Genomic DNA, 13,021 nt, shown 5'->3' with positions numbered 1-13,021 from the left:
CCGACCGCCGCGCCGCCGCCCTCGCCGCCGCCGGCCGCGCCGCCCACGCCCGCGCGGATGCGCGCCCCGCTGAAGCCGGGGCGCATCCTGCTCTGGGCCTTCGGCGTGCTGGCCATCCTGTTCCTGCTGGCGCCGGTGCTGGCGGTGCTGCCGCTCTCCTTCTCCGCGGGGTCCTTCCTGCACTACCCGCTGCCCGGCCTCTCGCTGCGCTGGTACGCCGATTTCTGGAGCTCCGACTTCTGGCTGCCCGCGCTGTGGAACAGCCTGCGCGTCGGCGCCGCCGCCGCGCTGCTGGCCGGGGTGCTGGGCACGCTGGCCGCCTTCGGCCTGTGGCGCTGGCGCTTCCCCGGCCAGGCGGTGGTGATGGCGGTGCTGCTGGCGCCGATGGTTGTGCCGGCCATCATCGTCGCGGTGGCGCTGCTGCTGGCCTTCGGGCCGGTCGGCCTGACCAGCAGCTTCACCGGGCTGATCCTGGGCCATGCCGCGCTCGGCGCCCCCTTCGTGGTGGTGACGGTGCTGGCGGCGCTGCAGCAGTTCGACGCCACGCAGCTGCGCGCGGCGGCGGCCTGCGGCGCCTCGCCCGTGCGGGCCTTCTGGCGCGTCTGCCTGCCGCAGATCGCTCCCGGCGTGGCGGCGGGCGCGGTCTTCGCCTTCGCCACCAGCCTCGACGAGGTGGCGGTGGCGCTGTTCATCGCCGGCCCCGCGCAGCGCACCCTGCCGCGGCAGATGTTCTCCGGCCTGAACGATTCGATCAGCCTTACCATCATGGCGGCGGCCATGGTGCTGGTGCTGATCTCCGGCCTGCTGCTGCTGGCGGTGACGCTGCTGCGCCGCCCGCGTTGAAGGCACGTGCGAACCCGGGAGAGGGCCATGCTGGACGGCGGATGCTTCTGCGGCGCGGTGCGCTACGTGGCGGAGGGCGAACCCTTCCACCCGACGATCTGCCACTGCGCCGATTGCCGGCGCGCCGCCGGGGCGCCCTGCGTGGCCTGGTTCAGCGTGGCCACGGCGCGGCTGCGCTTCACCCGGGGCCGGCCCCGCTTCTTCGCCTCCAGCGCCAAGGCCGAGCGCGGCTTCTGCGCCGATTGCGGCACCACCCTCACCTGGCGCGGCCTGGCCACGCCGGAGGAGATCGACGTCACCATCGCCAGCCTGGACGAGCCGGAGGCGGTGCCGCCGGCCGACCACACCCAGGCGGCCAGCCGCCTTTCCTGGCTGGCGCTGGAGGACGGATTGCCGCGGATCCCCGGCTGGCGGACGGAGTAGGGCGGGGGGCCTCAGTGCCCGGCGCTGCCTGACAACAGGTTTATGACCAGCACCCCGGCCAGGATCAGCCCGATGCCGAGCACCGCCGCCGCGTCGAGCCGCTGGCCGTAGAGCAGCCACCCCGCCGCCGAGACCAGCACGACGCCGATGCCGGACCACAGTGCGTAGGCGATGCCCACGGGCCATGCGCGGAGCGCCAGCGACAGGAAGTAGAAGGCGCCGCCATAGCCCAGCACCACCACCACCGAGGGCAGCAGGCGGGTGAAGCCCTGGGTCGCCGCCAGGGCGGAGGTGGCGATCACTTCGAGCAGGATGGCGAGGGCGAGGTGCAGCGTGGCCATGCACCGGCCCGTGCCGTTGCGAAAGCGTGCTGTCAAGCGCGCGGCGGCTCTTACCAGCGCCGCATCCCGGGGCCACCTGCCGTGTTGCACTCGCATCCACGGGACAAGGGAGACCCAGACGCCATGACCACCACCACCCCCATGCTCGCCCGGCGCGGCATGCTGGCCGCCGGCGCCACGCTGTTCGCCACCGGCCTGTTCGCCACGCCGCGCCGTGGCCTGGGCCAGTCGGCGGCGCCCTCCGGCCCCTACACCCTGCCGCCGCTGCCCTATGCCGCCAACGCGCTGGAGCCGCATATCGACGCCGCCACCATGGAGCTGCACCACGGCAAGCACCACGCGGCCTATGTGAACAACCTCAACACCGCGCTGAAGGACCACGGCCAGCTCGCCGCCATGCCGCTGGAGCAGCTGCTGGCGAAGATCGGCGAGGCGCCCGAGAGCGTGCGCACGGCGCTGCGCAACAATGGCGGCGGCCACGCCAACCACGCCATGTTCTGGCAGATCATGGGCGGCAAGGGCGGCAGCCCCTCCGGCGAGCTGGCCCAGGCGATCGACCGCGATCTCGGCGGGCTCGACAAGATGAAGTCCGACTTCAACGGCATGGGCGGGCGCGTCTTCGGCTCGGGCTGGGTGTTCGTCACGGTGGACCAGGGCGGCAAGCTGGCGCTGGCCAGCCGGCCCAACCAGGACACGCCAGTCATGGAAGGCCAGCGCGTGCTGATGGGCAACGACGTGTGGGAGCACGCCTACTACCTGAAGTACAACAACCGGCGGCCGGAATACCTCGCCGCGTGGTGGAACGTCGTCGACTGGGCGAAGGTGGGCGAGCGCTACGCGGCCGCGAAGGCGGGCACGCTGAAGATCTGAGGCGGGCCGGGGGGAAGGCTCTTTCCCCCGGGCTTCCCACCCCGCCCGGCGCGGTCAGCCGAAGACCAGGCGCCAGAGCAGGGGGAGCAACAGGGCGGTGGCCAGGGCGTTCAGCCCCATCGCCATGCCGCTGAAGGCGCCGGCCGTCGCGTTCACCGCGATGGCCCGCGCCGTGCCGAGGCCGTGCGCGGCGGTGCCCATGGCCAGTCCGCGCGCGCGCCAGTCCCGCACCCGCATGGCGTTCAGCGTCATCGGGCCGAGCGTCGCGCCCGTGACGCCGGAGGCCAGCACCACCGCCGCCGTCAGCCCCGGCAGGCCGCCGATCTGCTCGGCGATGCCCATCGCCACCGGCGTGGTGACGGAGCGCGGCGCGAGGCTGGCGGTGATCTCGGGCGCCGCGCCCAGCATCAGCGCGAAGGCCACCCCCACCGCCGCCGCCACGCCGCCGCCCGCGATCACCGCCAGCAGCGCCGCCAGCGCCGAGCGGCGCACATGCTGCCATTGCCGGTAGAGCGGCACCGCCAGCGCCACCGTGGCCGGGCCGAGCAGGAAGTGGACGAACTGCGCGCCCTGGAAATACTGCCGGTAGTCGATGCCGGTGAGCAGCAGCGCCGCCGCCAGCAGCGCCACCGCGAACAGCACCGGGTTGGCCGCCGGGTGCCAGCGGCACAGTGCCGCCAGCCGCAGCCCGGCCATCCAGGCCAGCAGCGTGGCGGTCAGCGCCGCCAGCGGGTCGCGCGCCAGGTAGACCCAGATCTGCGCCAGATCGACCATCAGCCCAGCCGCCGGATCAGCGCCTGCGCCAGCCGCCCGGTGAAGGCGATGCCGGCCAGCGTGCCCGCCACCACGGCCAGCGAGAGCGGCGCCCAGTCCCGCGCCAACTGCGGCAGGTAGACCACCACGCCCACCCCCGCCGGCACGAAGAGCAGGCCCAGATGCATCAGCAGCGTGTCGGCGGTCTGGCCGAGGCCGGGGGCGCCCGGCGCCTCGGCCGGGCTGCCGCGCAGCCGGTCGCGCAGCAGCAGCCCGGCGAAGAGCAGCGCCATGCCGATCACCGGCCCCGGCACCGGCAGGTGCAGCGCACGCGCCAGCACCTCGCCGCAGAGCTGGCAGAGGAGGAGCAGGGTCAGGCCGTTGATCATGCCGTGGCTCCCCGCCGCTTCGCGGGCAGGGCAGGGTGGAGGGCGGGCCGCATGGGCGGGGCTCCTTCGGAGGCGGGAAGGGGGGCGCCCATGATCGGCCCCGGCGCGGGCACGATCCAGCCCTATGGCCTTGCAAAAAAAGCGGGGCGGACCTCCGGGGGAAGGCCCGCCCCTGAAGTGATCCCGCGCCGGGGAGGTTAGGTGGCGCGGAGGATGCCGGCAGGTATTCGGGGACCGGCACCCCATCGGGAGAGACAGGGCCTGGGTTCATGGCCCGGGCGCATCATGCCGGGCAGATGGTTGAGGTTTGGTTTTCGGCACCGGCGCGCCGCAAAAAATCCGCGCCCCTCTTGCCGGCGGCCCCCGCCTCGCCAAGGCTGCCGCCATGAACCGGGGAGAGACACGCGCATGAGCACGGCACGCACCGCGCCGGAATCCGGCCCCACCCAGAGCGCCCTGCCCCTGGCCGGGCTGCGGGTGCTGGAGCTGGGGCACTACATCGCCGGCCCCTTCGCCACCCGCCTGCTGGCCGACATGGGGGCCGAGGTGGTGAAGGTGGAGCCGCCCGAGGGCGACCCCATCCGCGGCTGGGGCAGCAAGGCGCAGGGCCACCCGGTGTGGTTCAGCATCCATGGCCGCAACAAGCTCTCCGTCACGCTCGACCTGAAGAACCCGCGCGACAAGGCGCGCCTGGTGAAGCTCGCCGCCCGCGCCGACGCGCTGGTGGAGAATTTCCGCCCCGGCTACCTGGAGCGCATCGGGCTGGGGCCGGAGGTGCTGCAGGCGGAGAATCCGCGCCTCGTCATCGCCCGCGTCTCCGGCTACGGGCAGGACGGGCCGTACCGGGACAAGCCGGCCTTCGGCGCCATCGGCGAGGCGATGGGGGGCTTGCGCCACCTCACCGCCAACCCGGGCCAGACCGAGCTGCCGCCGCCGCGCTGCGGCATCTCCATCAGCGACGACCTGGCGGGGATGTACGCCGCCATGGCCGTGGTCTCCGCCTGCTGGGGGCGGGACCGCGCGGGGCCGGAGGGGCGCGGCCGCATCATCGACATCAACCTGGTGGACAGCGTGATGAGCCTGATGGAGGGGATGCTCCCCGAATACGGGCTGACGGGGAAGATCCGCCAGCCGGCGGGCGCCGCCATCCCCACCGCCGCGCCCACCAACACCTACCCCTGCGCCGATGGCAAGTGGCTCTGCGTCGCCGGCAATTCCGACCTCATCTTCCGCCGGCTGATGGGCGCCATCGGCCGCCCCGAGCTGGCGGCCGACCCGCGCATGGCCGACAATGCCGGCCGCTGCGCCAACGCCGCCGAGCTGGATGCCGCCATCGCCGCCTGGACGCGCACCCTGCCGGCGAAGGACGCGCAGGACGCGCTGGAGGCGGTGGACGTGCCCTGCTCCCGCCTCTACGACATCCGCGACATCGCCGAGGACCCGCATTTCCGCGCCCGGGATTCGGTGATGACGGTGCAGGACCCGCTGATCGGCCCCGTGCTGCACCCGGCGGCGCCCTTCCGCTTCGACGGCGTGGCGCCGCGCGACATGGTGCGCTGGACGGGGCCGGCGGCGGGCGCGCACAACGCGCGGGTGTTCGGCGAATGGCTGGGCGAGGAGGCTGAAGCATGAGCGAGAGCGTCACCATCAGCGAGGTCGCCCCGCGCGACGGGCTGCAATCCATCGGTCCCTTCGTGCCCACCGAGACCAAGGTGGCCATGGTGCGCGCCCTCTACGAGGCGGGCGTGCGGCGGATGGAGGTGGGCAGCTTCGTCAGCCCGCGCGCCGTGCCGCAGATGGCCGACACGGCCGAGGTGCTGAAGGTGGCCAAGGCGCTGCCCGGCCTCGAGTGCACGGTGCTGGTGCCCAACCGCAAGGGCTTCGACCTCGCCCTGGCGGCGGGGGCGGACCGGCTGGGCTTCTTCATGTCCGTCACCGAGGCGCACAACCGCGCCAACCTCAACCGCGGCCGCGCCGACAGCCTGGCCGAGCTTTCCGAGCTGGTGCGCGAGGGCACGCGGCTGGGGGTGAAGATGCGCTTCAACCTCTCCTGCGCCTTCCACTGCCCCTTCGAGGGGGTGGTGCCGGTGGCCGATGCGGTGGACATGGTGGAGAAGGTGTTCTCCCTCGACCTCGGCATGGAGATCGGCATCGCCGACACCACCGGCAATGCGTCGCCGGACCAGGTGGCGGCGGTGTTCCGCCACACCATCGCCTCCTGGGAGAATCCCTTCGCCTTCCATGGCCACGACACCTACGGCATGGGCGTGGCGAACGCGCTGGCGGCCTACGAGGCGGGCGTGCGGGTGTTCGACGGCGCGGCGGGCGGCCTTGGCGGCTGCCCCTTCGCCCCTGGCGCCACCGGCAACACCGCCACCGAGGACCTCGCCTGGATGTTCGCCCGCATGGGCGTGGCGACCGGCCTCGACTGGCCGAAGCTGCTGGTGGCGGCCGATCTCTGCGCCGCTGTCCCTGGCGGCACGCCGGGCGGCCGGATGCGCGGCGTCCCTGCCGCCCGCGCCGCCTGACGCATGGGAGATCCAAGAACCTCAGGTTCTTGGCGGGGAGAGTTTGAGAGGGGCGGCGCCCCTCTCAAATGCTTCGGCCTGCTGTTGTTCCTGACCCTTGCCGCCTGCGGCGGCGGAAGCGGCGGCGGCCCCGTCACCGGCGCCGCCGCGCTGCGCGAGCCGGTGGCCTGCGTGCCCTATGCCCGCGCCCGCTCCGGCATCGAGCTGTATGGCGATGCCGGCACCTGGTGGGAGGCCGCCTCGGGCCGCTACGCGCGCGGCGCCGCGCCGCGCCCCGGCAGCGTGCTGGTGCTGCGCCCCGCGGGGCGGATGCGGGACGGGCATGTGGCGGTGGTCAGCCGCGTGCTCTCGGCGCGCGAGATCCGGGTGGACCATGCCAACTGGGCCAGTGGCGGCGCCAAGGGGCGCATCGCGCTGGACCAGCCGGTGGTGGATGTCTCGCCGCGCAACGACTGGTCGCTGGTGCGGGTCTGGTACCCGCCGGTGCGGGACTATGGCGTGACGGCCTATCCGGCCGCCGGCTTCGTGCATGGCGGGCAGGCGGTGGCGGCGCGCTAGCGCGGCTGGACGAAGCCCGCCGCGCGTGCTGCAAGCGGGGAAAAGCCCTGCCGGAGGTTGGCCCGTGACACTGCATCGCCGCACCCTGCTCGCCAGCGGATTCGCCTTCGCGGGCGCCGCCCTCGCCGCGCCGCGCGGAGCGCGGGCGCAGCCGGCCTGGCCCACCCGGCCGGTGCGCTTCGTTGTGCCGTTCCCCGCCGGCTCCACGCCCGACATCCTGGCCCGCGCCCTGACGCCGCACTACGCCCAGATCTTCGGCCAGCCTTTCGTGGTGGAGAACCGCGCCGGCGCCGGCGGCAACATCGGTACCGACGCCGTGGCCAAGGCGACGGATGGCCACACCATCGGCCTGACCATCAACGGCCCGCTGGCCACTGCCCCCGCCCTCTACCCGCACCTGCCCTACGACCCGGTGAAGGATTTGGCGCCCATCTCGCTGCTGGCGCGGGCGGGGCAGGTGCTGGTGGTGAAGCCCGACCTGCCGGCGCGCGACCTGGCGGGCTTCGTCGCCCATGCCAAGGCCAACCCCGGCAAGCTGACCTATGGCTCGGTGGGGGCCGGCTCGGGCGGGCACCTGGCGATGGAGGACCTCAAGGCGCGCACCGGCATCGCGCTGGAGCACGCGCCCTATCGCGGCTTCCCGCAGGCGGTGCTGGACCTCGTGGCCGGGCGGATCGACGCCATGATCCTGACCGTGGCGGGCATCCTGCCGCAGGTGCGGGAAGGGCAGGTGCGGGCGCTGGCGGTGACCGCCGAGGCCCGGCTGCCGCAGCTGCCCGAGGTGCCGACGCTGGTGGAGGCCGGCCTGCCCGGCGCCGTCTCCTATGCCTGGAACGCGCTGGTGGCGCCGGCCGCGATGCCGGCGGATGTCATCGCCCGGCTGGCGCGGGAGACGCGGGCCGCGCTGGAGACGCCGGAGGCGCGGCAGGCCACCGGCACGGCGGGGTTCGAGATCGTCGCCTCCGGGCCGGAGGCGCTGGCCGCCTGGGTGGCGGAGGAGACCGCGCGCTGGGGCGGCATGATCGCGCGGCTGGGCATCAAGGCGGATTGAGGGCCGGCCGGGGGGAGGAGGGCTCCCCCCGGCGCGCGGTCAGAGGACCGGCTTCGGCTCCTCCTTGTCGTGGCGGGTCTTCCACAGCGAGAGGGCGATGGAGCCGGCGATGATGCTGGCCGTCACCATCAGGGCGTATTCCACCGGCACCGCCTTGCCGCCGGCGAACCAGTTGGCCAGCATCTTGGCGCCGACGATCATCAGCACGATCGACAGTCCGTGCTTCAGGTACTTGAAGCGGTGGATGATGCCGGCGAGCGCGAAGTACATGGCGCGCAGGCCGAGGATGGCGAAGACGTTCGCCGTGTAGACGATGAACGGGTCGGTCGAGACGGCGAAGATGGCCGGGATGCTGTCCAGCGCGAACAGCAGGTCGGTCAGCTCGACCAGCACCAGCACCAGGGCGAGCGGCGTCAGCATCCGCTTGCCGTTCTCGACGACGCTGAAGCTCTTGCCGCGGAAGGTGTCCGTCACCGGCAGGTGGCGGCGCATCCAGCCGAGCACGGGGTTCTGCGTCGGGTCCGGCTCCTCGTCGGCGGCGCGCAGCATGGCCCAGCCGCTGTAGATGAGGAACAGGCCGAAGATGATCATCACCCAGTCGAACTCGCGGATCAGCGCGGTGCCGACGAGGATCATGATGCCGCGCATCACCAGCGCGCCCAGGATGCCCCAGAACAGCACGCGGTGCTGATAGGCGGCGGGCACGCCAAATTTGGCGAAGAGCAGCACGAAGACGAAGATGTTGTCGACCGAGAGCGACCACTCGATGACGTAGCCGGTGAGGAACTCAAGGCTCTTGGCGCTGCGTTCCTCCGGCGTCAGGCCATAGCTGAGGCGCAGCCAGCCGAAGAACAGCAGGGCGAGGCCGACATAGGCGGCCGACTTGATGAGCGCGGTCTTGACCGGCACCGGCGCCGGGTCGCCATTGGCGTCCTTCCTGGCGAAGACGCCGAGGTCGAGCAGCAGCAGGCCCATGACGGCCGCGTTGAAGATAACCCAGAACCAGATTGAAGCTTCCACGGAGGGACGGCTCCTCAGAATAGGGGCCCGGCCACGATTCGGCCGTGGAAGTCGCTACAGGGGAATGCAGACCGGGCCCGGATTGCACGAGAAGTCGATCCGACATCACGAAGGCGGCTGCCCACGGACGAGCCATGGACGCCGCCGGGTCGCCAGAGGGGCCCGGATCCGAGGAATTAATGGATGAAATGTCATCCGGTTGCAAGAGCGGTTGTTTCCGGACGCGATTCACGCCATGTCCTGATTTGCGCGACGGTGCACGGGACATTAGTGTCCGTCATCACGGCGAGGAGACGCGGTCCGGCTGGCGTGGGCATTCCCGTCAGGCCGGTGGCCGCCCAAATTGGATCGAGGCGTGGCTATGGGTTCCTTCAGCATCTGGCACTGGCTTGTCGTGCTGCTCGTGATCCTGCTGCTGTTCGGCGGCGGGAAGATCAGCGGCCTGATGGGCGACCTCGCGAAGGGCATCAAGTCCTTCAAGCAGAACATGAAGGAGGACGACGAGAAGGATGCCTCCATGGCGGCCGACGCGCCGCCCGCTCCGCCGGCCGGCAACATCTCCGGCCCGGCCAGCCCGGCCCAGGCGCGCAACGCGAGCACGCAGCCGAACACCTCCACCTCTTCCCACCCCGCGGCCTGACGCCGCCCGGGCCGGAGCCTCGCGCCCGGCCCGCGAAGCCGGGGTACGGGTCTCCGTGCCCCAGGGCTCTCCCCGCCAGGGTCCTCCCCGCCGGAGAATCCGCGGGGGCGGGCGGTGCCCGGAGGCGGCAGAAGCCGCTGCCGGGTGCCGCGCCTGCCGGCTCCGTACCGTGCCGCACCGCGGCGCGATGACCTTTCCTGTCCTCCTTCCTTTCCGCCTCCGCCCGCTGGCCGGGCCAGTCCCGCCGCCAGCCGGGGTGGCGATGGGCGCGGCACCTCGTGTGGCCTTCAGCGCGGCGTTGAAAGCCGCGCGCCCGGCCCGTTAGCCTGGGCACGTGGCGTGCCGCCGGCGCGCCACCCAGGAAGCACGCGGCGGCCCCGGCAGAAGGGCCGGCCAGCGGCAGGCAAGGGGGGATGGTTCTTGACGCATTCGGGCGCCGTGCAGGCGGCTGGCGGGGCGACGCCGGTCGATGATCTGGAATTCGCCAATTCGCGGCGCGCGCTGGCGGGGTGGCAGGGGCGGCTCTGGGCGGCGGCGGGCGCCGCCTTCATCGCCTGGCATCTCTGGGTGCTGCTGGTGGCGCCGGCCGACCCCACCGTCTCCCGCGCCGCGCATGTCTTCCTGGGCGCCGCGCTGGGCTTCGCGCTGTTCGCCCCCGGCCGGCGCGGCGGGCCGCGCATCCCCTGGTACGACTGGGCGCTGATGCTGCCCTGCCTGCTCATCGTCGCCCATTACGCGCTGGACGCGGACGGCATCGAGATGCGCTCCTTCATGGGGCCGAACTGGCAGGATCTCGCGGCGGCGGGTGTGGGCATCGTGCTGGTGCTGGAATTCACCCGCCGCACCGCCGGGCTGGTGATGCCGGCGATCGGGGTGGTGTTCCTGGCCTACTGCTTCATCGGGCCCTGGATGCCCGGGCCGCTCTACCACCGCGGGGTCGAACTGGCGCCGGCGCTGATCGAGGTGTTCGGCAACAACGGCGTGCTGGGCACGGTGGTGCAGGTCTCGGCCACCTTCATCGCCATGTTCGTCACCTTCGCGGCCTTCCTCCAGGTCTCCAACGCCGGCGCCTATTTCAACGACCTGGCGCTGGCGGCGGTGGGCTGGGCGCGCGGCGGCCCGGCCAAGGTGACGGTGATCTCCGGCCTGTTGTTCGGCACCATCTCCGGCTCGGCGGTGGCCAATGTGGTGGCCTCGGGCATGTTCACCATCCCGATGATGCGGCGCGTCGGCTACGACCGCGCCACGGCGGCGGCGGTGGAGGCCACCAGCTCCACGGGCGGGCAGATCACGCCGCCGGTGATGGGGGCGGGCGCCTTCATCATGGCCGAGGTGCTGGGCGTGCCCTACACCGAGATCGCGCTGGCCGGGCTGATCCCGGCGCTGCTGTTCTACGCCGCCAACTACATCCATTGCGACCTGAACGCCCGTAAGGCCGGCATCCGCGGCCTGCCGCGCGAGGAGCTGCCGCGCTGGCTGGGGCTGGCCCGCCGCGCCTACATGGCGGCGCCGCTGGTGCTGCTGATCTGGATGCTGGTGATCGGCTTCTCGCCCTTCCGCGCCGCCGCCTGGGGCATCGGCGCCACCATCGCCATCATGCTCGGCACGGCGCTGGCGCACCGGCTGCTGCTGGGCGCGCCGCCGGAGGGCCCCGGCGCGGCGCCCGCGCGGCGGCAGGGGCTGGTGGCGGCCGTCATCGGCGCGGTGGCGGAGACGGCGGGGGCGATCTACGGCGCGCTCTCCGGCAGCGCGCGGGAGATGATGCAGCTCATCGCCGTCTGCGCCACGGCCGGCATCGTCGCCGGCGTCATCGGCCTGACCGGGGTGGGCGGGCGATTCGCCAGCCTGCTGCTGGAGATCGCCGGCGCCTCCGCCTTCCTGGCCATGCTGTTCGCCATGGGGGTGGCCATCATCCTCGGCATGGGGGTGCCCACCACCGCCGCCTACGCCATCGCCGCCGCCGTGGTGGCGCCGGGCCTCACCCGCATGGGGGTGGAGCCGCTGGTGGCGCACATGTTCGTCTTCTACTACGCCACCCTCTCGGCCATCACGCCGCCCGTGGCGCTGGCCAGCTTCGCCGCCGCCGGCATGGCGGGGGCGGATCTCTGGCGCACCAGCATGATCGCGGTGAAGCTGGGGCTGGCCACCTTCATCGTGCCGTTCCTGTTCTGGGTCTCGCCGGCGCTGCTGGCGCAGGGGCCGCTGCCGGGCATCCTGCTGGCGGTGGCCACGGCGCTGGCCGGGGTGTGGATGCTGGCCTGCGCCACCGAGGGCTGGATGCTGAACGGCCCGCTGCCCTGGCCGCTGCGGCTGGCGGCGGGGCTGCTCGGCCTCTCGCTGATGGTGCCGGAAGGCTACACGGACCTGCTCGGCCTGGCTGGCATGGCGGCGCTGGTGCTGTATCAGCGCCGCATCCATCCCGCCGCCCGAACGGAGCCCGCCGCATGAGCCTGCCTGCCCCCATCCCCGATGCCGCCATCCAGGCCATCATCGGCGCCGGGCGCCGCATGGACCGCTTCCACTGGGTGCCCGCCACGGCCGGCAATTTCTCGGTGCGGCTGCCGGGCGGCCGCGTCGCCGTCACCCGCTCCGGCCGGCACAAGGGCTTCCTCGACACCGATTCGGTGATGGCGGTGGACCTGCAGGGCCGGCCGGAGGAGGCGGGGGCGCGCCCCTCCGCCGAGACGCTGCTGCATTGCGGCATCTACCGCCGCTTCCCCGAGGCGGGGGCGGTGCTGCACGGCCATTCCGTGCCCAACACCGTGCTCTCCCGCCTGGCGGGGGAGGAGATCGCCCTCTCGGGCTACGAGCTGCTGAAGGCCTTTCCCGGCCTGCCCACCCACGACGCGACCGTGGCGGTGCCGGTGTTCGACAACGACCAGGACATCGCCCGCCTGCAGGCGGCGGTCGATTCCCGCTGGCAGGGCATGTCTGTCATCCCGCCGGGCTATTTGATCCGCGGCCACGGGGTCTATGTATGGGCGCGGGACATGGATGCGGCGCTGGCCCGGTTGGAAGCGCTCGAATTCATGCTGGAATGCGAATTGCAGGAGCGGAGGAGCCGATGAGCCTTCTCACCATCAAGGACGCCGCCACCGGCGTGGAACTGACGCGGACGGGCGACGCGGCGGAGATCGCCCGCGCCCTGGCGCCGATCGGCGTGCGCTTCGAGCGCTGGCAGGTGGCCGAACTGCCCGAGGGTGCTTCGGCCGAGGCCGTGCTGGAGGCCTATCGCCCGCAGCTCGACGCCTTCATGGCCGGCAGCAGCGCCGGCACGGCGGATGTGATCAAGCTGGACGGCAGCCACCCGCAGAAGGATGCGCTGCGCGCCAAGTTCCTCTCCGAGCACACCCACACCGAGGACGAGATCCGCTTCTTCCACGAGGGCGGCGGCAACTTCATCATGCATGTGGACGGCAAGGTGTACGACGCGCACTGCACGCGCGGCGACCTGATCAGCGTGCCGGCCAACACCCAGCACTGGTTCGACGCCGGCGTCGAGCCGAAGGTGACGGCGCTGCGCGTCTTCACCGACACCACGGGCTGGACGCCGCACTACACCGGCACCGACATCTCCGAGCGCTTCCCGGCGGTGACCGGATGAG

The 13,021-nt window shown here is 72.7% G+C and carries 15 protein-coding genes; 11 read left to right on the top strand and 4 right to left on the bottom strand.

Annotated features, from left to right (window positions below):
- Window positions 1-57: 57 nt before the first annotated feature.
- Both ACFOY6_RS13155 and ACFOY6_RS13150 read left to right on the top strand, forming a co-directional pair.
- Entirely contained in the window at window positions 58-843 is a 786-nt protein-coding gene (locus tag ACFOY6_RS13155) for an ABC transporter permease (RefSeq protein ID WP_379636165.1), read from the top strand.
- Window positions 844-870: 27 nt separating this feature from the next.
- A complete protein-coding gene (locus ACFOY6_RS13150; protein ID WP_379651097.1) occupies window positions 871-1,266 on the top strand; it encodes a GFA family protein in 396 nt (131 codons plus the stop codon).
- An 11-nt stretch (window positions 1,267-1,277) separates the two neighbouring features.
- Here the strand turns inward: ACFOY6_RS13150 and ACFOY6_RS13145 are convergent, their stop codons facing one another.
- Window positions 1,278-1,607, bottom strand: a complete 330-nt coding sequence (locus tag ACFOY6_RS13145; protein WP_109516613.1) for a DMT family transporter — start codon at window positions 1,605-1,607, stop codon at window positions 1,278-1,280.
- Between the two features lie 123 nt (window positions 1,608-1,730).
- Here ACFOY6_RS13145 and ACFOY6_RS13140 point away from each other — a divergent pair, with 123 nt between their 5' ends.
- Window positions 1,731-2,477: a superoxide dismutase gene (locus ACFOY6_RS13140; protein ID WP_379635434.1), complete on the top strand. Its 747-nt coding sequence runs from the start codon at window positions 1,731-1,733 to the stop codon at window positions 2,475-2,477.
- A 54-nt stretch (window positions 2,478-2,531) separates the two neighbouring features.
- Here the strand turns inward: ACFOY6_RS13140 and ACFOY6_RS13135 are convergent, their stop codons facing one another.
- Both ACFOY6_RS13135 and ACFOY6_RS13130 read right to left on the bottom strand, forming a co-directional pair.
- Window positions 2,532-3,251, bottom strand: coding sequence for an LrgB family protein (locus ACFOY6_RS13135; protein ID WP_379635432.1), 720 nt, complete (start codon window positions 3,249-3,251; stop codon window positions 2,532-2,534).
- Window positions 3,251-3,619 carry a CidA/LrgA family protein gene (locus ACFOY6_RS13130; protein ID WP_109516616.1) on the bottom strand — a complete coding sequence of 123 codons (369 nt, stop codon included), beginning with the start codon at window positions 3,617-3,619 and terminating at the stop codon, window positions 3,251-3,253. The genes ACFOY6_RS13135 and ACFOY6_RS13130 overlap by 1 nt, the downstream gene beginning before the upstream one ends.
- A gap of 408 nt (window positions 3,620-4,027) precedes the next feature.
- Between ACFOY6_RS13130 and ACFOY6_RS13125 the strand changes: the two genes are divergently transcribed.
- The 4 genes from ACFOY6_RS13125 (at window position 4,028) to ACFOY6_RS13110 (ending at window position 7,756) form a co-directional block, all read left to right on the top strand.
- Window positions 4,028-5,251 (top strand): CaiB/BaiF CoA transferase family protein, encoded by a 1,224-nt coding sequence (locus ACFOY6_RS13125; protein WP_379651095.1) that lies wholly within the window; start codon window positions 4,028-4,030, stop codon window positions 5,249-5,251.
- Complete coding sequence (locus tag ACFOY6_RS13120; protein WP_379651093.1) at window positions 5,248-6,147, top strand: hydroxymethylglutaryl-CoA lyase; 900 nt, start codon at window positions 5,248-5,250, stop codon at window positions 6,145-6,147. The genes ACFOY6_RS13125 and ACFOY6_RS13120 overlap by 4 nt, the downstream gene beginning before the upstream one ends.
- An 84-nt stretch (window positions 6,148-6,231) precedes the next feature.
- Window positions 6,232-6,705, top strand: a complete 474-nt coding sequence (locus ACFOY6_RS13115; protein WP_379651091.1) for a CHAP domain-containing protein — start codon at window positions 6,232-6,234, stop codon at window positions 6,703-6,705.
- 64 nt (window positions 6,706-6,769) lie between these two features.
- Complete coding sequence (locus ACFOY6_RS13110; protein ID WP_379651089.1) at window positions 6,770-7,756, top strand: Bug family tripartite tricarboxylate transporter substrate binding protein; 987 nt, start codon at window positions 6,770-6,772, stop codon at window positions 7,754-7,756.
- Window positions 7,757-7,795: 39 nt separating this feature from the next.
- Here ACFOY6_RS13110 and ACFOY6_RS13105 read toward each other — a convergent pair whose 3' ends face one another.
- On the bottom strand, window positions 7,796-8,776 hold the full coding sequence (locus ACFOY6_RS13105; protein ID WP_109516621.1) for a TerC family protein: 981 nt from the start codon (window positions 8,774-8,776) through the stop codon (window positions 7,796-7,798).
- Between the two features lie 361 nt (window positions 8,777-9,137).
- Between ACFOY6_RS13105 and ACFOY6_RS13100 the strand changes: the two genes are divergently transcribed.
- From ACFOY6_RS13100 to ACFOY6_RS13085, 4 genes are all read left to right on the top strand, one after another.
- Window positions 9,138-9,416, top strand: coding sequence for a twin-arginine translocase TatA/TatE family subunit (locus ACFOY6_RS13100; RefSeq protein WP_099095528.1), 279 nt, complete (start codon window positions 9,138-9,140; stop codon window positions 9,414-9,416).
- A gap of 420 nt (window positions 9,417-9,836) precedes the next feature.
- A complete protein-coding gene (locus ACFOY6_RS13095) occupies window positions 9,837-11,864 on the top strand; it encodes a TRAP transporter permease (RefSeq protein WP_379635420.1) in 2,028 nt (675 codons plus the stop codon).
- A complete protein-coding gene (locus ACFOY6_RS13090) occupies window positions 11,861-12,484 on the top strand; it encodes a methylthioribulose 1-phosphate dehydratase (RefSeq protein ID WP_379651087.1) in 624 nt (207 codons plus the stop codon). Before ACFOY6_RS13095 ends, ACFOY6_RS13090 begins: the two co-directional genes overlap by 4 nt.
- On the top strand, window positions 12,481-13,020 hold the full coding sequence (locus ACFOY6_RS13085) for a 1,2-dihydroxy-3-keto-5-methylthiopentene dioxygenase (RefSeq protein WP_109516625.1): 540 nt from the start codon (window positions 12,481-12,483) through the stop codon (window positions 13,018-13,020). The genes ACFOY6_RS13090 and ACFOY6_RS13085 overlap by 4 nt, the downstream gene beginning before the upstream one ends.
- The last annotated feature ends 1 nt before the right edge of the window (window position 13,021 follow it).

The organism is Teichococcus aestuarii, from assembly GCF_042651065.1.
Lineage (GTDB): Bacteria > Pseudomonadota > Alphaproteobacteria > Acetobacterales > Acetobacteraceae > Pseudoroseomonas > Pseudoroseomonas aestuarii.
Note: the sequence above shows the minus strand (reverse complement) of the source record. Positions and strands in the feature narration are given on the sequence as shown.

Bases quoted from the DNA above. Each gene is read 5' to 3' on its own strand.
- ACFOY6_RS13090 (WP_379651087.1), top strand. From the start codon at position 11,861: ATGAGCCTGCCTGCCCCCATCCCCGATGCCGCCATCCAGGCCATCATC.
- ACFOY6_RS13155 (WP_379636165.1), top strand. From the start codon at position 58: ATGCGCGCCCCGCTGAAGCCGGGGCGCATCCTGCTCTGGGCCTTCGGC.
- ACFOY6_RS13140 (WP_379635434.1), top strand. From the start codon at position 1,731: ATGACCACCACCACCCCCATGCTCGCCCGGCGCGGCATGCTGGCCGCC.
- ACFOY6_RS13085 (WP_109516625.1), top strand. From the start codon at position 12,481: ATGAGCCTTCTCACCATCAAGGACGCCGCCACCGGCGTGGAACTGACG.
- ACFOY6_RS13130 (WP_109516616.1), bottom strand. From the start codon at position 3,619: ATGATCAACGGCCTGACCCTGCTCCTCCTCTGCCAGCTCTGCGGCGAG.
- ACFOY6_RS13120 (WP_379651093.1), top strand. From the start codon at position 5,248: ATGAGCGAGAGCGTCACCATCAGCGAGGTCGCCCCGCGCGACGGGCTG.
- ACFOY6_RS13125 (WP_379651095.1), top strand. From the start codon at position 4,028: ATGAGCACGGCACGCACCGCGCCGGAATCCGGCCCCACCCAGAGCGCC.
- ACFOY6_RS13150 (WP_379651097.1), top strand. From the start codon at position 871: ATGCTGGACGGCGGATGCTTCTGCGGCGCGGTGCGCTACGTGGCGGAG.
- ACFOY6_RS13145 (WP_109516613.1), bottom strand. From the start codon at position 1,607: ATGGCCACGCTGCACCTCGCCCTCGCCATCCTGCTCGAAGTGATCGCC.
- ACFOY6_RS13135 (WP_379635432.1), bottom strand. From the start codon at position 3,251: ATGGTCGATCTGGCGCAGATCTGGGTCTACCTGGCGCGCGACCCGCTG.
- ACFOY6_RS13100 (WP_099095528.1), top strand. From the start codon at position 9,138: ATGGGTTCCTTCAGCATCTGGCACTGGCTTGTCGTGCTGCTCGTGATC.